Genomic DNA, 24866 nt, shown 5'->3' on the forward strand with positions numbered 1-24866 from the left:
TTGACGATCGAGTTCACGAGTGACCCTACGCTGCTAATCTCCACTGATTTCGACTAACGCTTCACCTGCTCGTAAAAGTTGCAGTGCTTCTGGTAAAGTCGCGCTCAAGATCTCTCGCAATCGAGCATTTGAAGTATTTCCACACGTCAACCAGATGATTTGTGGTGGTGATCCAAGAAGACCAACCAGATCAACAAAGTCGCTGTCTTTGGTCATGAGGATAATTGCTTGAGCCTTTGCTGCCTCAAAAATCTCAGAGTCTTCAGCATCTCTCAACCCAACATCGCGTAAGGCTAATGCTGTTATTCTAAAAGAGCTGATGATCCAAGTTGCGATCGCGGGCGACAGATGGGCATCTACCCAAATTGTCATGCAACTAATACCGGATGATTGAGCTTACGTGATGCGTATAAAAGTGCTGCTTTCAGATCGTCTGCCTCAAGATCAGGCATCTCTTCTAAAATCTCTTCAGCACTCAGCCCAGCCGCAAACAAGTCTAAAACATCCGATACTCGGATTCTCATCCCTCGAATGCAGGGACGACCGCCACATTGCCTGGGATTGATTGTGATTCTCTTGAGTGGCTCTGACATGATGCGGCACTTCACAAGTTCATGACTCAGTGTAAACGCCTTTCAACGGAGTTTGCTAACTGCCCACTAGCAGATTACCAGGCTAACGATCGAGTTGAACCGCACCAGATCGATTACAGCTACTGTTAACTTTAGTTAGCAGTGCGGTTAACCTTACCGACCATGTTTCGCGTGTCGGTTCCAACGAGGTTGTTCTACAGAACTGGCGATGGATGTATTGTTCCTAACAGGTAACATTTGTATCCAGTTCTCGTGGAACAATCTAATTATGCTGCAAGATGCACTACGATCGAACCAAACAACCTCTCGGAAAGCTGGTGCAGGTGAGGCAACAAGCAGGACTGAGAACTACTCGTAGCGTGTCTTCTTAGATTTAATCACCTCAATGACATCATCGTGCCTTTGCCCCTCAATCACATCTTTGAGATGAATTTGCCCATTAAGGTATTGAACGTGGATACGCCAGCCTGACACCTTATCGATATCGGCACGATAAATTGCCTGCTTCACACCCTTTACTTTATGCAGTCTCGTTTTTGGAAATTTTCTTGTTCTGTGACACTCGCTGTCTTCAAGTTCTGACAAGGCTTCAAGAAAACAAATTTTTAGCTTGTCATTTGGCAAAATTTTCATGGCTTCGTAAGTAACGCCGTATTCATCGCAAAGAGTCAGAGCTTTTGCCATAAATAAGCTTACGAGATCTGAGCAGTTTCTCGATCGTAGTGAAGTAGCCCTTGATATAAGGACTCTGCTACATCTTTATACGCTTGATCAAGGTCATCATGTTTGACTGCCCGAAAAAGAGTAAAAATAACTTGCCCAAAAATTGGGTCTTCGTCAACTGACAAAACCACGCTTAGTTTTTGAGAAACCCGTAGTGTATACAGTGAAGATTCGTAGCCATTAAGATTTGACGGTAGGCCGAGCCGTCGCAGCTTACGATAAACATCAGCTTTTTGAGTTGGGAAGAGGCTGGCGCAGTCGTTGATTTTTTGAATCACTGCTGCTTTATCGCCTTCACTCAGCTTACCAAGATCCTTCTCAAACCCCTTTGTTGACTCAATTAGAACATCCATGTTATGAATCACTAATCTGAATCTACTACTTGCTCTAAAACCTTAGCATAACAACAAAATCTCGTTTCCCAAATAGTCCCGCAAGAACCTAACACAGAAGAGGTAAATGGTCGTGGTTTTAGGCAGCCTGACCCAGAGAAATTAGCGCAATTGCGGTCTGCGTGACTTATATGAGACGGCAGATGAAGCGATCGAGGGAGTTGCAATCTGTATTGGTAAAGCCTGCACCAGTTCGCCAGGTATAAAAAGCTCTTGCCTTTCTACTAATGATAAAACGGATGCGACGGATATAAAGATACACCCAGGCTAAGAGTGTCAGAAACACATCGCGTAGAAATGATCCAAGATATTTCCCTGCTCCGTTTAGATCGAGTCCCTGCAAGAGTTCTGGAATCGCTGTGATTTCATTCGATTTCTCGTTCACTTTTTGCTGTCCTAACACCAGCCGACTTTGATTCGCCCAGGCGCTCACCCGATGAATCATGCTTTGTTTACCGCCACGGTCGTAACGGCCTCGTAGCGTTTTGCCATCTAGACCAATCAGTTGTCCATCAGGGATGTTGAACACTGCTGGCACCCAATCATCCCAGAACGCTCCTCACAATCAGGTCTGCTCTGGATTTTACGTTCTCTTCTCGATCGTTCCAACCCCTGCCACTCAATGGTTAAGAAACGTATGCGTTTGCCCTAGAGTCCATTCTAAAGTTCTAGGAGCCGCCGTCAGCAAAAGGGTCGTAATCAACGGTTTTCTCCTTACAAGCTTTTAATTTTGATTGAATCATTAGGTGAGTTTTTACCAAAAAATCGTAGCCAATAGATTAGAACCGCAGCAATAGTTAATTTTTTTACAGGTTTTAATAAAAAACAAAAGGCGATCGGTGTTGATTCACCCTGAGAATTTTGCGGAGAATGATCAGTCAATTGGCTGATCTTGCCCTAGTGTTGGGATAGGTTGCGATCGATCAAGGATTTGCGCTGTCTAAATCAACTTATACTCACTCATTAATCAAAAGATAAGTATTATTTTTGACCGATATCTAAACTAGTAGGCGTTGTCAAAAATGATACATTCTGGTTGCAGTACAAGAAGTTTCCTCAATAGCTTCGTTGAATAGCTTAGTAATTGTATGTGTTTTTAAGTACTTCAAAATACGGAAAACCCCTTATTTTCTGAAGCAGACTCGTAGGCTTTATCAATAAGGATTGATGGGTTAAAACCAAGTATATTCGTGCTCAAGAAAAATTGAAAGCTTCCTATGGCGAGGCTTATAAGTTGTATAAGTGCTTCAAGAAAGTAAAGTATAAGTGCTATAAAGTACATTTTCTAAGAACTACCATCGTGTTAAGCCCTTGTTATTTGCAGAAGTAACCAGTAACCTAGTTGTGAGATTAGTTACTGACCTCGTAATCGATCTGCTAACTAGTGGATTGTGATAAAGCTTGCATCTACCCACGATCGCTCAAAGACAGAAACGCTGAGGCATTAGTCACTAAAGGTGACTTGGAATAATCTTGAGCGAAAGATAGAAACGCTTTCAAATTTGGGTGCAGCCTGAGTCATTTGCAATCTGAGGAGGTGCTCGATCGCGCTTAACCTGTCGGGAAAATGAGAAAACGGCTGAATGATTCAAGAGATGTGAGAAGTTTTAACCCCGTTTCTATGGTTAGTCCCAAACCGTTTCAACGCTTGCAACCCCTAAGTTTGTTAGCACAGTTAATGAGTCGTGAGGTCGATGGGTGTTTAGAAGTTGTGAGTGGAGCGACTTCCTGGTTGATTTATTTCAACCACGGCAAGCTGTGCTTTGCTACTAGCTCGACTGATCCCTTTGAACGCCTCGATCGTCACCTGCATCAACTTAATGCTCAGATTCCTGCTTTAACCCGTGAGATATGCGCTCAGGTGCGATCGCGGTTTGAAGGCACATCGGGAAGCCACCCCGCCAGTAGTGCTGATTATCAAGCGATTTGCTGGTTGGTTGAGCAGCAAGGACTGGATCGCTCGCAAGCCACTTCACTGATTGAGGCTTTGGCAAAAGAAGTCATTGAGTCTTTTTTGAGCGTCACTGAAGGCATGTATGAGATCACCGACCCGCAGAGCTTCACCGACTATCCCAGCCTTTGCCAGCTTGATTTGCGCCCGATCGTTGAATATTGCCACAATCGGCGGCAGCAACCTGTTGCCCGTCAGATTCCTCCCAAAATTCAACGCCCCGATGCACTGCCAGGAGTCAATCATCGTGCCCCCAATCCAGCCGAGCAATCTCAAAGTGCTAGACAACTTGCTGCGAATGATGCGACTAATCGATCGAAACCTGTTGTGCCTTCCGCAAGAACTGGTTACACGATCGCCTGCATTGATGACAGTCCAACAATTTTGCAAGCCATTAACTCCTTCTTAGACGACTCTAGTTTTTCGGTGTTGATGATTAACGATCCGGTTAAAGCGTTGATGCAAGTAATGCGAAGCAAACCAGACGTGATCTTGCTGGATGTCGGGATGCCCAACCTTGATGGATATGAGTTGTGTTCTCTATTGCGACGGCATCCCAGCTTTAAAAATACGCCGATTATTATGGTCACCGGACACACCGGATTTATCGATCGCGCCAAAGCCAAACTAGTGGGTGCATCTGGATATTTAACCAAACCCTTTACACAATCAGACTTGTTAAAAGCGGTGTTTAAACATCTCACTTGATCACACATTTCTAACACTCTCACGCAGATTTAAGGATTATGAGCCTAACATTAATGCGAACCGTTCTAGTCGTTGAAGATACGCCTTCAGAAATGGAACTGCTCAGTCACTATCTACGAGAAAGTGGCTATGCAGTGATCAACGCGATTAGTGCCAAAGAAGCGCTCAATAAAGCGATCGAGCTTAAACCCGATGTGATCGTTACCGATGTGGTAATGCCCGGAATGAGCGGCTTTGAGCTATGTCGTAGCTTAAAAAAACACCCCGAAACTGAAAAAGTGCCGATCATTATCTGCACGTCAAAAGGTCAAGAAATCGATCGCCTTTGGGGAATGCGGCAAGGGGCAGATGTCTACATCACTAAACCCTTTACGCGAGAACAGTTGGTGCGCGCCGTTCGCTCAGTAGGAGGATAAATGGTTTCTTCATCGCTAACGCTCACCTCGACTCGATCGCCAAAAGCCACCGGAGATGCTTATCTCAAATTTGAGTTGGGGCGAGGCATTCAAGCAATTTTTTTAATGAAGCAGGTGCAAGAAGTGCTGGTTTTGCCGCCACACCGATTGACTGCCATGCCCAATATGTCCGCTTGCCTGTTGGGACTTACCAATCGCCGCAGTCGCGTGCTTTGGGTGATGGATCTCGCCAAAATGTTAGAGATCGGAGCGCTCGACCCCAGCCCACAGCAATATGATTTGGTGATTCTTCGCACTCACACGATGAGCGTGGCAGTAGCAGTGCGGCAAGTAGAAGGGATTCTTTGGGTTGCACCCGAAACGCTGCAACCGCCGCCTCTTCATATTGCGACAAACTTGATTCCTTATTTGCGCGGCTGCATGGTGCAGTCTCAAGACATTCTTTTAGCCTTAGATGCCGAAGCTATTGTGCAGTCTCCCGTTTTGCAAGGACATTGAGCTGCTGACGATCGTGGATTGAACAATATTGGTTACTTGCAATGGTGTGAATTCGACGACTTCGTTACCAGTCTATCGCGCCCCCTAAATCCCCCAAAATTGGGGGACTTCAAGCCAAAATTTCCGTTTCAAAGTCCCCCAGAATGGGGGATTTAGGGGGCAGAAGCCGCTCTTGACGAAGCAATGGAAACGGACACGGCAGTGCCATGTCCCTACGATTTCAATATCAGGTTGTGTGCATCATGTTCTACTCACTTCATTACTGGGTTAAGAGAGTTATTTCATGGTTGATCAGATTAACACAGCAAAGAACAGCGCTCCCGTATCGAGTTCGTCACAACTTCCTAGCATCGATTTAGCGTCGCCGATCGCTGATTCTGCAAATCGTGCCCCTAAGCCGAATCGAGTTTCTGGGTTTAGGCGAACGAGTTTGAGAACAAAAGCAACTGCGATCGCACTGGCGATCGGAACGCTGCCCGTGTTAGGAATCGGAGCAATCTCCTACTATTTTGCAGACAAAGCCGTTAAAGAACAAATTGTCACCATGCAGCAATCTAGCGCAGTTGGGCTGTCAGATAAACTGAATCGATTTATGTTGGATCGCTATGGAGATGTGCAAGTTTTAGCCCGACTGCCCGTGCTGAATAATGCCAAACTCAAAGAAGTCATTTCAGTTGAAGAAAAGCAAGCCGTGCTGACCCAGGTCGTGGATACCTACAACATCTATGAAAGCGTTGCAGTGATGGATTTAGACGGAAATCCGATTCTGCAATCGAAAGGAGAAAAGCTACCAAACCAGCGAGATAAAGCTTATTTTCAGGCAGTCTTTCGGGGCGATAGCCCTTATATTGAGCGAAACGTTGCCTCTAGTCTAGAAAAAGATGCTGCGGTTTATATTGCCGCTCCCGTTAGAGATAGCGTTACAGGTAAAACGATCGCAATTGTTCGCACGGTGATTCCGCTTCAACGCTTAGAGGATGTGATTCAAGACTTTCAGACCTACGGCAGAGATTATGATGTTGCAGACTCGACCGGAAAGCTATTTCTAGCAACCAACAAAAAGCATTTAGGGGAAGAGGGGCGATCGCGTTTTCCAGGTTTAGATCGGCTGCAATCGAACAGAGCGATCGACAGTTTTGTGACCGTTGATCCAACAAGCAATGCCGAAGCGTTGGTGAGTTACGCGCCACCGATGAATCTAGAAGGGCTGCCCTCCCTCGATTGGGAGGTGATGTTGGCATCGGATACGGCGACTGCGTTTGCGCCTCAAAGGGGGCTGGCAGTCACTCTAGCGGTCGGAACTTGGTTAACCACTCTGTTAGTAGGTGCTATTGCTGCCGCGATCGCGAGACGGGCAACTCGTCCAGTTTTAGAGGCAACTGAGGCGGTCGAAAAACTAGGACAGGGCGCATTAACGACTCGCATCAAAGTGGTCGGAGACGACGAACTCGCGAGCCTGGGTTTTAACATCAATCAAATGGCAGAGCAACTGCAAAACTTATTACAGCGACAAAGCGATCATGCAATGCGAACGCAATTGTTGAGCAACATCATTGTCAACGTCAGAAAGTCACTCAACTTTGATGATATTCTGCAAACGAGTGTCTCAGAAGTGCGAGAGTTTCTCAAGGTCGATCGCGTTGTGATCTACCGCTTTCATGACGATTGGTTGAGCGGCACGATTACGGCTGAGTCGGTTGTGCCGGGCTGGGTGAAAGCATTGGGCAAAATTGTTGACGATCCATTAGCTCTGGGAGATGTCGATCGCTATCGCACTGGGCAAGTTTGGGCAGTAGAAGACGTGCAGAATGCTGATCTAACACTCTGTCACTGTGAGATTTTAGAGCGCTTAGAAGTCAAGGCAAACATCGTTGCGCCGATTCTGCGAAACCAAGAACTAATTGGATTAATTTGCGCTCATCAATGCGCTAACACTCGCAAATGGACTCCTGAAGAAATCGACTTCTTCACCCAACTCGCCACTCAGATCGGGTTCGCATTGGATCAAGCTTCTCTGTTAGAACAAGCCAACGAGTCGCGACAACAAGCCGAAGATCTTTCAGAAGAACGCCGTCAGCAGAAAGAGGATCTGCAATTTCAGTTGCTCAATTTGCTGGGAGAGGTCGAAGGAGCCGTTCATGGTGATCTAACCGTTCGGGCAGATGTGACTGCTGGAGAAATCGGCACCGTTGCCGACTTTTTTAACTCGATCGTCGAAAGTCTCCGGCAAATTGTGACTCAGGTTAAGCAAGCCGCCACCCAAGTCAACGATGCGCTGGGCAGCGATGAACAATCAGTTCGCACGCTTTCAGAGCAAGCAACACAGCAAGCCGAAGAAACTACTCGAACACTTAACTCGGTTGAGGCGATGGTGCGATCGATTCAGGCGGTGTCAGACAGCGCTCTTCAAGCCGCAGACGTAGCGCGAACTGCCTCCGAAACAGCAGCAGAGGGCGGCATGGCGATGGATTTAACCGTACACAATATTCTCAGTCTGCGAGAAACGATCGGAGAAACGGCAAAGAAAGTCAAACGCTTGGGCGAGTCGTCACAGCAGATTTCGAGAGTCGTGTCTTTGATTAATCAAATCGCGCTACAAACCAATCTCTTAGCCATCAACGCCGGAATCGAGGCAGCACGGGCTGGAGAAGAGAGTCAGGGTTTTGCAGTGGTTGCCGAAGAAGTCGGAGAATTGGCGGCACGATCGGCGGCTGCTACCCGCGAAATCGAGCAAATTGTAGCAACAATTCAGCGCGAAACGAGCGAAGTAGTAGACGCAATGGAAGCGGGCACGACTCAAGTGGTCGAAGGCACTCGCCTCGTCGGTAACGCCAAGCAAAGTCTAGAGCAAATTCTGGCAGTGTCTCTTCAAATTGACGACTTAGTGCGATCGATTTCTGACGCAACAGTGTCTCAAGTCGAAACCTCGCAAGCGGTCACTAGTCTGATGCAAGACGTAGTAGAAGTCGCGGGGCGCACGTCAAATTCGTCGCTTCAGGTGTCGCGATCGTTGCGCCAAACTGTTGAAGTGGCGCGAGAGCTACAATTCTCAGTCGAAACGTTCAAAGTCAACTAAACGCTGATGGATGGAGACTGAAATTAAAACGTTGCTGAAAAGGCTTGAATACGCCCCCTAGCCCCCAATTCTGGGGGAACAAGACTGTTCAAAGTCCCTCAGAATTGGGGGATTTAGGGGGCGAGAGGATGACAATGACTTAACGATTCATCCCGGCATTCAGCAATGACATTCATCGCATCTTTCATCCTTGATTCTTCACCCTTTAACGCCTATGTCACACGCTAAGGAACTTGAAATTCGTCGCCAGTTCCTCGATGAAGCGCAGGAATATCTAGATGCGCTCGATGCCGCTTTGATCGGTCTGGCAGATAATCGAGTCGATACTCAAAAAATCAATGCGGCATTGCGAGCAATCCACTCGATTAAGGGAGGAGCCGGAATGATGGGATTTACTGTCTTAAGTGATCTGGCTCATCGTCTCGAAGACTCGTTTAAAGTCTTAAAAGTCGAGAAAGCGATCGCGGTCGATTTTCAACTCGAAACGCTCTTGCTGACAGCAGTTGATGTGCTGCGTCGAGTGATTGAGTACGATCGTCACAATGCTGCGATCGATCCTCAATGGTTGAACATCGAAGTTGACCCGCTATTTGAACAACTCCACAAACAGTTAGGCGACCCGCAGGATGAAAATGCAGCATCGGTGTTGTCACCCGAAGACGGGCAAGATATTGTGCCGCTGCTGTTTGAAACTGAGGTTGAAGGCTGTCTCCAGCGATTAGAGGGGGTGTTGGCAACGCCCGATCAGCCTTGTCTGCAAGAAGAACTTACCATCTTGGCGCAGGAGTTGGGCGGCTTAGGAGAAATGCTGCAACTGCCTGCCTTTGTTCGCCTGTGTGCATCAGTAACGTACAGCTTAGAGGTAGATGTCAGCAATGTGAGCGCGATCGCCGAGTCTGCACTGCAATCATGGAGACGCACTCAAGCCCTCGTCATGATCGGACAGTATGATCAAATTCCAGAGGCGATCGCGCTGGCTCCCGAAATAGTAATCGGAGAGAATCAAGACCTCACATCATTTAATCTGGCTGCTGAGGACGAATTTAGCTGGCAAGATGCCGCAACTGTGGAGCAAGATTCCTTCGGCGAATCCGATGAGAGTGAATCAATTCCCGATTGGTATGTAGCAGCGCTAGAAACCGATTCGGTTGCGGTCGATGATGCGGGCTACACCGAATTTCAACCTGCGGCACGATCGCTGATCGGAGAAAGCCAGGTTTCAGACTTTAAAGTGCTAGATGGGTTAGCAGATGGCGATATTGCACCTCCCGAAGAGGATCTAGATACAACAGTTCGAGTTCCGGTCAGGCAGCTAAACCAGCTTAATGATCTATTTGGCGAACTAACCATCGATCGCAACGGCTTAGATCTTTATATCAAACGTCTCCGCAATTTAAATCAACAGCTACACGATCGGGTTAAAGCCCTCGATCACGTCAACGAAAAAATGCGAGACGTTTACGATAAATCTGTTTTTGACTCTGATTTATCGATCTCTCTATCGGGATTAAGACTACTAGCTGGAACTTCTAGCAACGAGAACGCTAATAATTCTAAGCAAGCGTTGAAATCCAAAACCCAAAACCTAAAATCAGATTTTGATTCACTAGAATTAGATCGCTACAATGATCTCCACCTATTATCGCAACAGGTAATGGAGACGATCGTGCAAATTCAAGAAGTCAGCCAAGACATAGAACTGAGTTTAGACGACACCGAACAAACTACTCGATCGCTCAACAAAACCGCCAAACAATTGCAATCAGGGTTGTCGCAACTGCGGATGCGTCCCCTATCAGATATAGTCGATCGCTTCCCGCGTGCCCTGAGAGAACTCTCGCTCCAGCATGGAAAACAGGTGACACTCAAAGTTGCGGGTAACAACACTCTCATCGATCGCAACATTCTCGAAACGCTAAATGATCCCTTAATGCACTTGCTTCGCAACGCCTTTGATCACGGGATCGAGAATGCTGAAACGCGCCAGGCAAGAGGGAAATCAGCCGAAGGCTCGATCGAGATTCGCGCCACTCATCAAGGCAGCCGCACGATTATTACTGTTCGAGATGACGGTGAAGGGATTGCGATCGAGAAGATTCGCGATCGAGCCGAACAAATGGGACTTGACCCAACATTGTTAGCTTCTGCCAGTGACGAAGAGTTGCTCTCTCTGATCTTTGAACCCGGATTTAGCACCAGCGATCGAGTGACAACGCTTTCGGGACGCGGAGTCGGCATGGATGTCGTCAGAAATAATCTCAAACAAATTCGAGGCGAAATTAAGGTCAACACTCAGCCAGGTCTGGGCACAACCTTTACGCTTTCGGTGCCCTTCACACTTTCAACCGTGCGCGTCTTGCTGGCTGAAAGCAACGGGATGCTGCTGGCGTTTCCGACCGAAGTGATCGAAGAAATGTCACTGCTTAAACCAGAGCAAATCTTGCAAACCGCAGGCAGCGAAATGCTCAACTGGCACGGTCAGATCTTGCAGTTTGTGCGGCTACAGCGCTGGCTGAGTTTCAACTGTCCTCGTCAACCCCACGGCTTTGAAACGCCCCCGACCATCACCTCGACCAGCGTGATCATTGCTAATCACGGCAGTCAGCGAGTTGGGCTGCAAATCGATCGCTGTTGGGGTGAACAAGAAGCCACGATTCGACGCATTAATGGCACACTGCCTCTGCCACCTGGATTTAGTAGCTGCACCATTTTGGGCAATGGGCGCGTCGTGCCTCTGGTCAGCCTCTCAGAACTGCTGCGCTGGATCACTAGCTACGAGCGCACCGAGCCGCCAATGCCCAGTCTTCCGTCTCTAGAGTCAACTCCTACCTCGTTTTTATCGGCAGCGATGGGCAACCAGCCCGCCACGATTTTGGTAGTCGATGACTCGATTAACGTCCGGCGCTTTTTAGCATTGACGCTAGAACGGGCAGGCTATCGAGTCGAGCAAGCCAAAGACGGACAAGATGCGCTCGATCGCTTAGAAAATGGTTCATCAGTGCAGGCAGTCGTTTGCGATATTGAAATGCCGCGTCTAGATGGCTATGGCTTGTTGGCAAAGCTGAGAGCCAACCCCGATTTAGAAAGATTGCCCGTCACAATGTTGTCTTCTCGCAGCAGTGAAAAGCACCGCCAGTTAGCGATGAATTTAGGCGCAAATGCCTACTTTTCCAAGCCTTATAACGAGCAGGTGTTGCTGCGAACCTTAGAGCAATTAGTCACACCCGCCGCCGTTTAGAGAAGTAACTGTAAAACCCTTTTGAGCCAGATGCTATTCTTTATCAGGTTAACGTCAGTTCGACTGAAGTAGTTCGCTCCACTTGTGAATTCGGGCAGCCCCCTAAATCCCCCAATTTTGGGGGACTTCAAGCCAAAATTTCCGGTTCAAAGTCCCCCAGAATGGGGGATTTAGGGGGCAGAAGCCGCTGACAACGAAGCGAAAAAACTCGTCGAACTGACGTTTTATCAGGTTCAAGAGTTGAGCATCATGGACGATTCTATATCTGCTGCCGCCCCTTTGCCGCCGTGGTTAAAGTGGCTAGAAAGTTGTTCGAGTACCAACACTTGGGCGATCGAGCACTTAGCCCAACTCGATCACGGCACAGTCGTCTTTACGCGTCACCAAACTCACGGGCGCGGGCAAAACGGGCGCGTCTGGTACTCGCCTCCTGGCGTATTGACGTTGAGTGTGGTGCTCGATCGCATCCCCGCCACCCAACTATCTGGATTCAGCCTGATCGCAGGACTAGCTGTGATCTATGCGATCGAAGATTTGGTTCCAGGTTTGCAGAATCAGTTGCGCTTAAAATGGACAAACGATGTGTGGTTAAATCAACGCAAGTTAGCTGGAGTTTTGTGTGAGGGCGTGACGAGTAACTTAAGCAATGGTACTAAACTGGTCGTAGGAATTGGTCTAAATCACCATGCTGACTTTACAAGTTTAGAGATTAGCACAATTAGAAATCCAGCTAGTCTTCACGAAGTTGTTCCCATTGTTCCTAATGAGATTCTAATATTGGAGAAATTACGTCACTATCTGTTGCAAACCGCCGGACTTTTACAATCATCGCAGCATTCATCTTGTTTTTCTGTTCTATTGTCTGCCGTGCGCGATCGCGATGCCTTGTTAGGTAAACAAATCACGATCGAGTTATCTGGAGAGCAGATTTCAGGCGAAGCGATCGGAATTGACGATCGTGGTTGTCTACGATTACGTCTTTCTGATGGCACCATTCGCACATTCATGTCTGGTCACGTTACTTTTGCATCCGTATGAACCTTTCTAACCACGAAACAGATTCCCCAATTTGGCGACCTTATACGCAGATGAAAACGACTCCTCCGCCGCTCAAAGTGGTGAAGGGCGAAGGCGTTTGGCTAGAACTCGAAGACGGACGACGCATTTTAGATTGCATTTCAAGCTGGTGGGTGACGATTCACGGACACGGACATCCCGCCTTAGCTAAGTCACTTTATCACCAGGCACAGCAGCTAGAACAGGTGATTTTTGCCAACTTCACTCATGATCCTGCCGAACAGTTAGCGCGCAAATTACTCACCCATCTGCCCGACGCTTTGACACGAGTCTTTTTCACCGACAATGGGTCAACGGCGATCGAAGCTGCCTTAAAAATGGCATATCAATATTGGCTCAACCAGGGAGAAACGAATCGCACTCGGTTTCTAGTGTTTGAGAAAGGCTATCACGGAGACACGATCGGAGCAATGTCACTCGGAATCGGCTGCTCATGGTGGGAGCCGTTTCGACCGTTGTTAATTGAGATGGATACGGTTCCGTTTCCTGCCACGTTTGATGACGATCCAGAAGTTGAGATCAAAGAATCACAGGCACTCGAACAGATCGAATCGCTCTTAAAACAAGAAACCTATGCCGGGATTTTTATTGAACCTCTGATTCAAGGAGCCGGGGGAATGCGAATGTGTCGCCCCGAATTTCTGCGATCGCTGCAAACGATCGCTCACCAATTCGGAGTGCTGATGATCTACGACGAAGTGATGACCGGATTCGGGCGCACCGGAGAGCTATTTGCTTGCTCAAAGTCTGGCACAACTCCCGATATTCTCTGTTTGTCTAAAGGGCTGTCAGGCGGTTGCTTACCGTTAGCCGTCACACTCGCAACGGAGACAATTTATCAGACATTTTATAGCGACGACGCGAGTAAGATGTTTCTTCACGGTCATTCCTATACGGGCAATCCGCTGGCGTGCGCTACGGGGCTAACGTCTCTCAACTTGTTAGAGCAAACTCCGCAAAGATTTCGGGCGTTAGAAGCGTTGCACCGTCGCTATTTAGAGACTTGGCTCAAAGGACATTCTAGAATTGAGCAGATTCGCGTCTGTGGCACGATCGTCGCTATGGAAATCATTACTGATCAAACACCAGGCTACTTTAATACGATCGGATCTGAGTTGCGCGATCGCTTCCTAGAGTTGGGGTTTTTCATTCGTCCGCTCGGCAACACGCTTTATTTAATGCCGCCTTACTGCATTAGCGATCGTGAACTCGAATCGATGTACCAAGTCATTAGCAAAGTGCTTGATACTTGATCAGCAATACTATGGCTCAAAACGGCGATCGTTCCTTATCAAAACAGAAAAGGCAAAGAGTAAAGCTGCTTCCTTTACTTTTTGCCTTTCTATTGAAGTTGGAGAGACGATCGCCGCCTAGTTACGATCGTCTCTAATCCATAGCAATCCTAAATTGTTCGTGAGCAGCAGGACAGGTTTGCTCCCCTTAGCCCCCAAGGGGGACATTCTGCAATCTCACAACTCAAATCGGATGGCTATCTTAGCTCTCGGCTGCCCCTGCCATTGCCGCAGCTTTACGCTTGCGAAGGACACCAAACCCTAAGCCAATTAGACCTGGCAAGAGCGCCGGGGTCGGAATAGCCGTAGATGTCGAGGTCACAGACACGTCATCCAATCTAAGATAGGCTGGATCCTGTTGAAAGGCGAACTTCAACACAGTCGAAGGTGCTTGTGCAATAAAGCTAAAGGTGTTTTCCGCAGGTGAAGATGTGAAAGGAAAAGCGAGATTGGTGAAGGTCGATAGTACCTCAGAGCCAGCCGAAACGGCAAAACTGTTTGGTTTGCCGCCATCACTCTTTAAGAAGTAGCTGAGATTGTAGGTTTGTCCTGCAACTGTTGCAAGCGTCTGCGATAGGAAGCCTGGAGTACCGATGGGACCAAAAAACGCTCCAAAGTTGCCACTGTTGGCAGAAGCGGAGTCAACACCTGTAAAACCAGTGTTGCCAGATTGAGTCCAGCCTGAGAAATCGCCTGTCTCAAAGCCGCCGTTGGACACGAGGTTCAATGCTTGAGCCGGGTTCATTGCGCCTAAGCTGAGGCAGGTAGCGCCCGCAGCAATGACAGACAGTTTTTTCACGTTGCTCAAAGTCGTCATGAATTAAATATCTCCATAAAGGTGAAGTGGTTTTGGTAGACCCCTCTTGGAGATGCCCCAGTAAGTTCACCCAATTGAGCGGGTTCACTGAGTGCTATTCTTACCTAAATCCACCTAATTTCCTAGTGTTATTTTTTACCTTTACAAAAAGCTTATACAAAGCACATCGTAAATATACGCAACCGCCTCTGTGTTCAGATCTATACCCGCATTTAGTGCAATTGTCAGCACCTTGATCAAGCGATCGTTCTCTAATCGCCAAAATAGCCGCATCTGGTTAGAGGTGCGGCTATTTTCAGTATTCATGTTAAATCTGATTTCCTCAATGCTGTTTGAAGGCGATCGCAGGTTAAAAGCGATCGTATTGCTCCATCACACCCTGCCGAATTGCATCTTCTATCGCTTCTAAACTCTTCGGCTCTCCCAAATAGTTTAAGCATCCAGCAACGTCTTCTAATGTGGTTTCTCGGAACGGATTTTTGAGCTTGAGTAGAATCCCATCACCTGTGCCGATCGCGACTAACTCTTGCCCTGCCTCCCAATGGTGAGCATCCCGCAAAGCTTTGGGAATAATCACTTGACCTTTGCTAGACAATCGCGTCGTTTCCACTGAAGAGCTACCTCAAGTAAGAATTCTAGCACTCCATGAATCTACTAAACTTTAGGGGTAACGACTTGTGATCACCTATGGCTACAGATTTACCCACCTCCAGCGCTGCACCTTCAGAAACCCCGATCGCCACCCGGTTGAGCAATTTTCTGATCGTGTTAGTGGCGATCGCGCTGACCGTCGCAATTTCTCTCGGACTGAGGACCCAAACGACCTCTGTTTCTCTCAGCTCGATGGCGAAAGTAGCCGTGCCCCTAGAGGTTGCCCTGGCAAACGGCAAACCAACCTTGATGGAGTTTTATGCTGATTGGTGTACCAGTTGTCAGGCAATGGCTCCAACCCTGCAATCGCTCAAAGAAACCTATGGCGATCGTATCAATTTTGTGATGCTCAATGTCGATAACGAGAAATGGCTGCCCGAAATTCTCAGCTATCGAGTCGATGGAATTCCGCATTTTGTCTATATGAAACAGGGAGGCAACGCGATCGGGCAAGCGATCGGTGAGCAGCCTCGCCCGATCCTCGAAGCCAATCTAGTGGCGTTGTCTGAAGGCAATATTTTGCCTTATGCTCAGACAACTGGACAAACCTCAGCCTTTTCGACCACCGTTGAAACCAAAGAAAGTGCCGCTGACCCTCGTAGTCACGGCAGTCAAGTTGATAAAAGTTAACGACCCTTGAGCGCTTTTTGCTGAGTTGCTTGTCCGCCCTGAACTAAAAGTTCGGGCTAATAGCAGAAGTCCGTTGAAACAGACTGAGGGCCAGACTTTCTCTTCTAGTCCTGTTTAGAGGACTTTCGCTGTGAGCCAGGAAATTAATTTCTGGGCGAGTGAGGCAATGAACAAAGCTCGTCAAAAGTTACAGGTTATTTACATTCACGATCCTTAATCTAAACGGATTGATACGGTTAAGACATTTGTACTATAATAGTTAGAAATCAAATAAGCTTCTCAAAAAACTAAATCGTTGCGACTTCACACCTCGCCTGATCAAAAGTTACTAATAATTAAGATGATCAACCCGTTTAACTCTATATACAATAACCGCAAGAGAAAATAACTCAGGGAATAAGAGACTTGAGTGCTGTTGGATTCAATTATTAAAGGCAGATTACGGCATGTCAATTATTGCCCTCAAAGCTTGGTATCTTCAGGAATATGAGCCGATTCGAGATCTTGAAAAGCGTCCTCACGATCTGCGACTCAGCAAAAATAGCTTGCTAAAGTCTGGCTTGCGGGCAGATTTCTTAGAAGACAGTGAAGAGGTAAAGACCTCTCTTTGGTTTCAGCGCTATTTAGAAGGCGAAACCGTCGAATTTTATATTGAGGGCAGTGGCGGCTACGCGATTTCTAACATCGATTTGCGAAGTCACGAGATTTATTTCTCGAAACAAGAAGTAATGGCGCATTTAGAGCCAACGATCTTCTTGTGCTATCAAACCGAATATTCTGAGTCGAGCGAGTTGCTGCGAGAAGAGTTAGACAAAATTATTGAATCGATTAATGGTCGATCGCGCCTCCCGATCACTCTGCAAGAATCGCATCGCCTCACCGATGGCCCAGTGCGCCTCACGAGTGCGCTGATGCGATCGATTCGACAATGCCTTTTATTTATCGCCGATGGCACCTCGATCGCACAGATTTCTGGCTCACCCGCGTTACTGATCCCCAGCCCTAAAGTCTGCGTTGAGATGGGTTATGCTCTGCAAAGCAAGCGATCGGAGCAACTTTTACTCACCCAAATGGAGCGGTCTGACCTGCCCGGACAGTTTCCCTTTGACTTGCCGAGTCAAAACCGTCTCGTCTATAAAGACAAAGCGCAACTCAAAAAGCTTTTGCCTAAAGCGGTTGAAACTCAATTGCAGCGCTTTAATTTAATTTCTTAGCGATCGCACCGAGAACTGCCGACCCGCGATCGTGATTTTCACCCACTTCCAGACCATAATAAGGTCGTCGTGGTTGAGATAAAACAAAATGCCTAGAACGCCGAGTGAGTTTGCTGTCTACCTCTTGTTAGAGGGCGGTCATCGCGAAGAAGTGCGGTTTGCCACTATTCAAGACTTTCAAAAGTGGTATAGCGGCGAACTAGTGCCCAAAGCGGCTTCCAACGATTTTATTAGCGTGCCGATCAAAAATATTCAAGGCGAATATATGGTGGTGCGCCCTGCAAAAGTGCTCGGAATTCGAGTCGAGCCGCTCTATTCAGGCAGCGTCGATCGCTACTAGAGCCGTCAGGAACTTGAGCATGATGGAATCGTCTCGCTTCTAGCTTCTTCATCGTCAGAGCGCATGAGAAATTTGCAAATCGTTGAGAGACTTAGACTTTTAGCACTAATCAGTTTAGGTATTGCGGGAGGCTGGGTCGATCCAGCTCGATCGCTTCCGATCCCTACTTCGGTCACGCCCAGTCCGATCGCACCCAGTCCGATCAAACCTACTCAGCCGCCATCAAGCGCCCTAGATGAGCAACTTTGGCATTCTGGTGATCGTAAAACGTTGTTGAGCGCGATCGACTACAGCTTACGCTATTTGCAAACGGCTCAGGCAGTTCGGGCTTATCAAAAATATCCGGTCAAAGGCGTAACGCGCGATCGCGTCGATCGCAGTCTCAGACGCTTTAAGCAACTGATTCTAGCGTCTCGCTCGGCTCAACAATTACAAACCGCAATTCAGCGAGAATTTGTTTTCTACCAATCCACAGGCAAAGACAATCAGGGAACTGTCTCGTTTACGGGTTATTTTGAGCCAGTCCACAAAGCGAGTCGAGTTCGCACCGCAGACTATCGCTATCCACTCTATCGATCGCCCGATCTCGCAAGATTGAAAGCTCCTCACCCAACGCGCCTTGAGCTAGAAGGCAAAGACGGCTTGCAAACCCCCAAAGGATTGCTGCGAGGATTGGAACTGGTCTGGCTGCACGATCGCTTAGAAGCCTTTCTCGTCCAAGTCCAAGGATCTGCCCGACTGCAACTTACTGATGGCACGACGATGACGATCGGCGTTGCCGCACACACCAATCAGCCTTACACAGGCATTGGGCGAGAATTGGTCAAAGACGGCAAACTCCGTCTCGAAGATTTGAATCTGCCCAACGTGGTGCAATACTTTCAACAGCATCCCGACGAGTTGGATTTGTATCTGCCTCGCAATCGGCGGTTTGTGTTTTTTCAAAATACTCAAGGTGCCCCTGCAACGGGGAGTTTAGGCGTTCCGGTGACGGCAGAACGCTCGATCGCTACTGATAAATCTTTAATGCCACCTGGGGCGATCGCGCTGATTCAAACTCAACTGCCAATTCTGAATGTAAATCGTCAATTAGAACAACGTTTGGTCAGTCGATTTGTCTTGGATCAAGATACGGGCGGTGCCATTTTGGGGGCGGGTCGAGTGGATGTTTTTATGGGCACTGGGAAGGAGGCAGGCGATCGGGCAGGACTCGTCAATTCCACCGGACAGCTTTATTATTTGCTGTTGAAATAGACCATCAGCGGTAGGGGTAGCGCCCCCGTGCCTACCCCCGACGCACAGAGGGCAACCACCGGGGGATTTGCCCCTACCCAAATCATCCCTCTATTCCGCAGTGTCCCTAAAATCAATACAATAGGTTCAAGCTCGCAACGGTGAAGGGCATTTCTATGACGGCAACCCAATCTTCTGAGTTTACGATCAAGACTCTCCCTGACCACACGCAACTTCCAGAGTCAGACGGCATCTTTGTGAAAAACTTTCAGGAACACCCGCAAAGTAGCCTCTTAACTGACTCAATTCGCCCCATATTGCAAAGACTTCACCCCGCCGGACAATATTGCATCGGTCAAGATTGCGGTATTTACTGGAGGCTAACCGATCCCCCTGAAAAAGGAGCCGAGGCACCTGACTGGTTTTATGTGCCCAACGTTCCGCCGATGCTGAAGGGTGTGTTTCGCCGCTCTTATGTGCTGTGGCAAGAATATGTTGCGCCTCTGATTGCCTTAGAATTTGCGTCTGGAGATGGCAGCGAAGAACGCGATCGAACGCCCGTCACTGGAAAGTTTTGGGTCTATGAACAGGCAATTCGCATCCCCTTTTATGGCATTTATGAATGTAGCAAAGGCGCGATCGAGCTATATCATCTCGTCGAAGGTCGCTATCAGCCGATGGCTGTCAACCAACGCGGACACTTTCCCATTCCGCCAATGGGCGTTGAGCTAGGCATTTGGCGTGGAGAATACGAGTCGATGGAGCTTCCCTGGCTGCGCTGGTGGGATGGTGAAGGCAATCTGTTGTCAACTGGAGACGAACGTGCTGAACGGGAAAAGCAACGGGCGGATCGACTCGCTGAACGGCTGCGTCAGATGGGCATTGATCCCAACGAAGTCTAACTCCAACGCCTGAACCCCAATCACTTATGGATGCACCCCTAGACCTGACTCTGCAAATCGTCATCACTGTGATTGCAGGAATCGGTGCCCAAGTGCTGGCGGAGTTTGTCAAAATTCCTGGCATTGTTTTTTTGCTGATATTTGGCATTCTGCTGGGGCCGAGTGCGTTTGGAGTGCTGCACCCCGATCGCTTGGGCAATGGTTTAGAAGTGTTGGTTGCCCTGCTGGTGGCGGTGATTTTATTTGAAGGCGGCTTCAATCTGCAATTGCGAGATTTGGGCAGAGTTTCTGGCAGTCTGCGAAACTTGGTGACGATCGGGACTTTAATTACTTTGGTCGGTGGCGGCATGGCAGCCCATTGGTTGAGCGAGTTCCCTTGGGCGCTGGCGTTTCTCTATGGCGCTCTCGTTGTGGTTACGGGGCCAGTTGTAATCAATTCTCTGCTGCGACAGGTTGATGTCGATCGTCAAGTTGCCACCATTCTCGAAGGCGAAGGGGTCTTGATCGATCCGGTAGGCGCAATTTTGGCAGTGGTGGTTCTGAATGTGCTGCTAAATGGCAACCCCGATCCGTTAACGGTGGCGAGTGATTTAGGAATCCGATTGGGAGTTGGCACCACGATCGGGGCAGGCGGCGGCTGGTTACTCGGTGTCATTCTCAAACGCGCCACGTTCTTATCAGAAGACTTAAAGAATTTGGTGGTGTTGGCTGGCTTGTGGGGCTTATTTGGGTTGGCACAGATGATTCGTAGTGAAGCGGGGCTGATGGCAACCGTGATTGCTGGAATTGTTCTCAGAGCCTCTGCGCTGCCCGAAGAACGGCTGCTCAAGCGCTTTAAAGGGCAACTCACTATCTTGGCGACATCAGTGTTGTTTATTTTATTGTCGGCAGATTTGTCGATCGCAGGCGTTCTCGCTCTAGGCTGGGGTGGATTATCTACCGTGTTAGCGCTGATGATCGTCGTTCGTCCTCTCAGCGTTTGGCTTTGCACTTGGAATAGTGATTTAACGTGGCGACAAAAGCTATTTCTAAGTTGGATTGCACCCAGAGGCATCATTGCCGCTTCTGTTGCATCTCTATTTGCAATTCTCTTAACTCAGCGAGGCATTAACGGCGGTGACTCAATTAAAGCGCTTGTCTTTCTCACAATCATTCTCACAGTTGTTATTCAAGCATTAACAGCTCAATGGACTGCAAATTTACTACAGATTACGTCTAAAGATACCACAGGTGTAATAATTGTTGGATGTAGCCCATTAAGTTTGTTGATCGCTCGACTGTTTTTAGAGCGTGACGAACTCGTTGCCCTGATTGACACTGATCCGGATTCTCATCCGTCACTTCAGCCTGATCTCAAAGTGTTTATTAGCAGCGCGCTCGACACCGATGTCTTAGAAGAAGCGGGACTTTCTAAAGTGGGCACATTTTTGGCAATGACTAACAATGGGGAGGTAAATTTGGTGGTGGCGCAACGCGCGATCGAAGAATTTAGCCCCCCCAGAGTTTTAGCGATCTTTCCTCGCGATTCGCAAGTCAGCGGCTTAAATAGTCGAGTTCAACAAGCGTTTAGTTCACAAATTTTGCTCAAAGTTTGGAACCAATATCTGAACGAGGGAGCCGTAAAACTGGGTGAAACGACCTTAAAAGAAGCAGGACTCGATTTGCAGCAAGCCCATCTACGGGCACTTGTCGAAGCCGAAAGTTTGATCCCGTTGTTGATAGAACGCAATGGTTCTTTGCAGATCGCTCCAGTTGAAGGCGAATGGCAGGTCGGCGATCGCTTAATCTACTTGCTCCACGACCCCAAACCCAAACTTTTGAAGCTGCTGTCTGGTTCGAGTCAACTGCGGCTGACCTTAGAAGAGTTGCCAGAGGTGGAAGAGATTCCGATGTTACCTGTGTTGAGTGGGGCGATCGAAACAGTCCAAACTTTTGTGGCTGATTTAGCCGATGGTCAATAGCACGATTAGGTTGAACCTTGCGAATTCCATGCCCCAAATTGACGAAGTTGATGAGTGTTTTGAGGTGGTGATCGAGTTAACAGTTAAGCCCAAGGGTTTAGCCGCAAGTTTAATCGGCATTGCAAAAACGGATGCGCCAACACCCACAGATGAGGAAGTGAAAGTCATGCTAGACGATCGGTTGACGCAAAAATATCTGTAATGCGAGTTTTATTTGATACTAACGTGCTGCTAGATGCCCTACCAGCCCTGACCCGTTTGTTAACGCTAATAGAAATTTGTTCAGTCGATCGCAGAGTATTAGAGCAGGCGATCGCGCTGAGGTGAGCTGATTTTGAGGGTGCGGTGCAATGAGCAGGCACCTGAAATTGCAATGACGACTTGTCCGATCGCGCCTCAACCCCAACCCGTAAAGAAATTTTCCATACTGAAATAAGAGCGCAAACCTGACAGAATTTCTCTAAAGGTTGAAACTGGGCTACTAACCCCGCAAAATCGTTGAATGCCGATCGTAAGAGATAATCAAACCATGCTTGAATCCTACCGCCAACACGCTGCCGAACGTGCCTCTTTGGGCATTCCTCCACTGCCGCTCAGTGCTCAACAAACCTCTGAACTGTGTGAGTTGCTCAAAACTCCCCCCGCAGGTGAAGAAGACACCTTACTGGAACTGCTGCGCGATCGCGTTCCCCCCGGCGTTGATCAAGCGGCTTATGTCAAAGCGGGTTTTTTGACCGCGATCGCTAAAAAAGAGATCACGAGTCCCTTAATATCGCCAAAGTATGCAGTGACGCTGCTCGGCACGATGATGGGCGGCTATAACGTCCACTCGCTGATCGAGTTGCTGCAATCCGATGATGCAGAATTAGCCGTCGAAGCGATCGCCGCCCTCAGTAAAACGCTGCTGATTTTTGATGCCTTTCACGATGTACAAGTCTTGGCAGACACGAATGACAACGCCAAACAAGTGATAAATGCTTGGGCTGAGGCGAAATGGTTTACCGATCGTCCTCCGTTGGCAGATCAGATCACAGTCGTGGTCTTCAAAGTGCCCGGAGAAACCAACACCGATGATCTGTCTCCCGCAACTCACGCCACGACTCGCCCTGATATTCCACTCCACGCCCTGGCAATGTTGGAATCGCGGATGCCGGGTAGCTTGCAAACCCTGGCGGAGATTAAGCAAAAAGGCTATCCCGTCGCTTATGTAGGCGATGTGGTCGGCACAGGATCGTCTCGCAAATCTGCGATTAACTCGGTGCTTTGGCACATTGGGCAAGACATTCCTTTTGTGCCTAATAAACGAACGGGCGGCTATGTTTTAGGAAGTTCGATCGCGCCAATCTTTTTCAACACCGCCGAAGATTCTGGTGCGCTCCCGATTCAGTGCGACGTGTCCCAAATGGAGACGGGCATGGTGATCACGATTCACCCCTTTAAAGGTGAAGTGACGAATGAATCAGGAGAAGTTATCGCGACGTTTAGCTTACAGCCAGAAGTGATCACTGACGAAGTTCGGGCTGGAGGACGCATTCCTCTAATCATTGGGCGGAGTCTAACCGACAAAACCCGCGCGGCAATGGGGCTTGAACCCAGTGATCTGTTTATTCGTTCTACTCTGCCCGTCGATACTGGCAAAGGGTTTACGCTGGCGCAAAAGATGGTCGGCAAAGCCTGCGGTCTACCGGGTGTGCGTCCTGGAATGTCGTGCGAGCCTGCGATGACCACGGTGGGATCACAAGACACGACCGGGCCGATGACCCGCGACGAACTCAAAGAGCTTGCCTGTCTGGGCTTCAGTGCTGATTTAGTGATGCAGAGTTTTTGCCACACTGCCGCCTATCCCAAACCTGTTGACATCAAAACCCACCATGACTTGCCCGACTTTATCTCGTCGCGGGGTGGCGTTGCCTTGCGTCCGGGTGATGGCATCATTCACTCTTGGCTGAACCGGATGTTGATGCCTGACACTGTTGGCACAGGGGGCGATTCTCATACTCGCTTTCCTTTGGGGATTTCCTTTCCGGCGGGATCGGGATTGGTGGCATTTGCGGCCGCGATCGGAGTCATGCCGCTCGATATGCCAGAATCCGTTCTCGTCCGCTTTAAAGGCGAAATGCAGCCCGGAATCACGCTGCGAGATTTGGTGAATGCCATCCCTTATGTGGCGATTCAAAAAGGGCTGTTGACCGTCAGCAAAGAAAACAAACAAAATATCTTTGCGGGACGTATTTTAGAGATCGAAGGGCTGCCTGATCTCAAAGTTGAGCAAGCTTTTGAGCTAACCGATGCGTCTGCCGAACGGTCTTGCGCGGGATGCACGATCAAACTCAGCCCTGAAACGGTTTCTGAGTATTTGAGATCAAACATTGCGCTGCTCACCAACATGGTGGCACGCGGCTATGAAGATGCCCGAACGATCATGCGTCGTGTCGCCAAAATGGAGCAATGGCTGGCAAATCCGATTCTGCTCGAAGCCGATGTCGATGCTGAATATACTGAGATTATCGAGATTGATCTGAATCAGATTAAAGAACCGATCGTAGCGGCTCCCAACGACCCCGACAACATCAAATTGCTGTCAGAAGTAGCGGGCGATCGCATCGACGAAATCTTCATCGGCTCGTGCATGACTAACATCGGTCATTATCGCGCCGCCGCTAAAGTTCTAGAAGGCGTTCCTCCCGTGACCAGTCGATTGTGGATTTGTCCGCCGACTCGCATGGACGAGCATCAACTCAAAGAAGAAGGCATTTACGGCATCTTTGGCGCATCAGGTGCCCGCACCGAAATGCCAGGATGTTCGCTCTGCATGGGCAATCAAGCGCGAGTCGGGGATAACACCACCGTGTTTTCGACCTCGACTCGCAACTTCAACAACCGCATGGGCAAAGGCGCTCAAGTCTATCTAGGCTCGGCAGAATTGGCGGCAGCGTGTGCGTTGTTGGGTCGCATTCCCACGGTGCCAGAATATCTGGAGATGATGGCGAACAAGATCAACCCATTTGCAGACAATCTGTACCGCTATCTCAACTTTGACCAGATTGCGGGATTTGGAGATGAGGGTCGGGTGATTCCACTTGAAGAAATGCCTCGCATTGAAGACATTTTAGGAATGCCTGCGGCGGTGCGATAATACCAATTTAATTGACGC

23 protein-coding genes and 1 pseudogene are annotated in these 24866 nt (G+C 48.6%); 16 read left to right on the top strand and 8 right to left on the bottom strand.

The genetic code is table 11. The features are described 5' to 3' along the window. Positions 1-33: 33 nt before the first annotated feature. The 5 genes and pseudogenes from BRW63_RS05590 to BRW63_RS28770 all read right to left on the bottom strand — a co-directional run. Positions 34-372 (bottom strand): DUF5615 family PIN-like protein, encoded by a 339-nt coding sequence (locus tag BRW63_RS05590; protein WP_073069923.1) that lies wholly within the window; start codon positions 370-372, stop codon positions 34-36. Next, a complete protein-coding gene (locus tag BRW63_RS05595; RefSeq protein WP_073069924.1) occupies positions 369-593 on the bottom strand; it encodes a DUF433 domain-containing protein in 225 nt (74 codons plus the stop codon). The genes BRW63_RS05590 and BRW63_RS05595 overlap by 4 nt, the downstream gene beginning before the upstream one ends. Before the next feature lie 348 nt (positions 594-941). After that, positions 942-1277 (bottom strand): hypothetical protein, encoded by a 336-nt coding sequence (locus tag BRW63_RS05600; RefSeq protein ID WP_073069925.1) that lies wholly within the window; start codon positions 1275-1277, stop codon positions 942-944. An 8-nt stretch (positions 1278-1285) separates the two neighbouring features. Continuing rightward, complete coding sequence (locus tag BRW63_RS05605) at positions 1286-1669, bottom strand: hypothetical protein (protein WP_073069926.1); 384 nt, start codon at positions 1667-1669, stop codon at positions 1286-1288. Positions 1670-2027: 358 nt separating this feature from the next. Next, positions 2028-2246 (bottom strand): annotated as a pseudogene (locus BRW63_RS28770) (ISAs1 family transposase); the annotation flags it as partial. A 1083-nt stretch (positions 2247-3329) separates the two neighbouring features. Here BRW63_RS28770 and BRW63_RS05615 point away from each other — a divergent pair. The 7 genes from BRW63_RS05615 (at position 3330) to bioA (ending at position 13925) form a co-directional block, all read left to right on the top strand. Continuing rightward, positions 3330-4367, top strand: coding sequence for a response regulator (locus BRW63_RS05615; RefSeq protein ID WP_083582728.1), 1038 nt, complete (start codon positions 3330-3332; stop codon positions 4365-4367). A 38-nt stretch (positions 4368-4405) separates the two neighbouring features. Beyond that, a complete protein-coding gene (locus tag BRW63_RS05620; RefSeq protein WP_073069929.1) occupies positions 4406-4783 on the top strand; it encodes a response regulator transcription factor in 378 nt (125 codons plus the stop codon). Next, the gene (locus BRW63_RS05625) at positions 4784-5281 is read left to right on the top strand and encodes a chemotaxis protein CheW (protein WP_073069930.1); all 498 of its coding nucleotides are present in this window, start codon (positions 4784-4786) and stop codon (positions 5279-5281) included. Positions 5282-5564: 283 nt separating this feature from the next. Further along, a complete protein-coding gene (locus tag BRW63_RS05630; RefSeq protein WP_073069931.1) occupies positions 5565-8357 on the top strand; it encodes a methyl-accepting chemotaxis protein in 2793 nt (930 codons plus the stop codon). A gap of 214 nt (positions 8358-8571) precedes the next feature. Then, positions 8572-11595 carry a hybrid sensor histidine kinase/response regulator gene (locus BRW63_RS05635; RefSeq protein WP_073069932.1) on the top strand — a complete coding sequence of 1008 codons (3024 nt, stop codon included), beginning with the start codon at positions 8572-8574 and terminating at the stop codon, positions 11593-11595. Positions 11596-11844: 249 nt separating this feature from the next. After that, complete coding sequence (locus BRW63_RS05640; RefSeq protein WP_073069933.1) at positions 11845-12633, top strand: biotin--[acetyl-CoA-carboxylase] ligase; 789 nt, start codon at positions 11845-11847, stop codon at positions 12631-12633. Continuing rightward, on the top strand, positions 12630-13925 hold the full coding sequence (gene bioA, locus BRW63_RS05645; protein WP_073069934.1) for an adenosylmethionine--8-amino-7-oxononanoate transaminase: 1296 nt from the start codon (positions 12630-12632) through the stop codon (positions 13923-13925). The genes BRW63_RS05640 and bioA overlap by 4 nt, the downstream gene beginning before the upstream one ends. Positions 13926-14166: 241 nt before the next feature. Here bioA and BRW63_RS05650 read toward each other — a convergent pair whose 3' ends face one another. The 3 genes from BRW63_RS05650 to BRW63_RS05655 all read right to left on the bottom strand — a co-directional run bounded on the left by BRW63_RS05650 (position 14167) and on the right by BRW63_RS05655 (position 15391). Next, complete coding sequence (locus BRW63_RS05650) at positions 14167-14781, bottom strand: PTPA-CTERM sorting domain-containing protein (RefSeq protein ID WP_073069935.1); 615 nt, start codon at positions 14779-14781, stop codon at positions 14167-14169. Positions 14782-14922: 141 nt separating this feature from the next. Further along, positions 14923-15087: a hypothetical protein gene (locus tag BRW63_RS28105; protein ID WP_181314335.1), complete on the bottom strand. Its 165-nt coding sequence runs from the start codon at positions 15085-15087 to the stop codon at positions 14923-14925. A 43-nt stretch (positions 15088-15130) separates the two neighbouring features. Then, entirely contained in the window at positions 15131-15391 is a 261-nt protein-coding gene (locus BRW63_RS05655) for an AbrB/MazE/SpoVT family DNA-binding domain-containing protein (protein WP_073069936.1), read from the bottom strand. Positions 15392-15468: 77 nt separating this feature from the next. On the opposite strand from BRW63_RS05655, the gene BRW63_RS05660 reads away from it, so the two are divergent. From BRW63_RS05660 to acnB, 9 genes are all read left to right on the top strand, one after another. Next, positions 15469-16062 (top strand): thioredoxin family protein, encoded by a 594-nt coding sequence (locus BRW63_RS05660; protein WP_073069937.1) that lies wholly within the window; start codon positions 15469-15471, stop codon positions 16060-16062. 446 nt (positions 16063-16508) lie between these two features. Beyond that, positions 16509-17276, top strand: a complete 768-nt coding sequence (locus BRW63_RS05665) for a hypothetical protein (protein ID WP_073069938.1) — start codon at positions 16509-16511, stop codon at positions 17274-17276. A gap of 88 nt (positions 17277-17364) precedes the next feature. Beyond that, positions 17365-17616 (top strand): hypothetical protein, encoded by a 252-nt coding sequence (locus tag BRW63_RS05670; RefSeq protein WP_073069939.1) that lies wholly within the window; start codon positions 17365-17367, stop codon positions 17614-17616. Positions 17617-17679: 63 nt separating this feature from the next. Then, positions 17680-18870 carry a murein transglycosylase A gene (mltA, locus tag BRW63_RS05675; RefSeq protein WP_073069940.1) on the top strand — a complete coding sequence of 397 codons (1191 nt, stop codon included), beginning with the start codon at positions 17680-17682 and terminating at the stop codon, positions 18868-18870. Between the two features lie 155 nt (positions 18871-19025). Then, complete coding sequence (locus BRW63_RS05680) at positions 19026-19751, top strand: Uma2 family endonuclease (protein ID WP_073069941.1); 726 nt, start codon at positions 19026-19028, stop codon at positions 19749-19751. Positions 19752-19777: 26 nt separating this feature from the next. Then, entirely contained in the window at positions 19778-21712 is a 1935-nt protein-coding gene (locus tag BRW63_RS05685; RefSeq protein WP_073069942.1) for a cation:proton antiporter, read from the top strand. Positions 21713-21740: 28 nt separating this feature from the next. Continuing rightward, positions 21741-21914, top strand: a complete 174-nt coding sequence (locus tag BRW63_RS28110; protein WP_181314336.1) for a hypothetical protein — start codon at positions 21741-21743, stop codon at positions 21912-21914. Beyond that, the gene (locus BRW63_RS29465) at positions 21914-22039 is read left to right on the top strand and encodes a hypothetical protein (RefSeq protein ID WP_262983522.1); all 126 of its coding nucleotides are present in this window, start codon (positions 21914-21916) and stop codon (positions 22037-22039) included. Before BRW63_RS28110 ends, BRW63_RS29465 begins: the two co-directional genes overlap by 1 nt. Positions 22040-22241: 202 nt before the next feature. Then, positions 22242-24848: a bifunctional aconitate hydratase 2/2-methylisocitrate dehydratase gene (acnB, locus tag BRW63_RS05690; protein ID WP_073069988.1), complete on the top strand. Its 2607-nt coding sequence runs from the start codon at positions 22242-22244 to the stop codon at positions 24846-24848. Positions 24849-24866: the final 18 nt, after the last annotated feature.

The sequence above is a fragment of the Phormidesmis priestleyi ULC007 genome, assembly GCF_001895925.1.
Taxonomy (GTDB): domain Bacteria; phylum Cyanobacteriota; class Cyanobacteriia; order Leptolyngbyales; family Leptolyngbyaceae; genus Phormidesmis_A; species Phormidesmis_A priestleyi_A.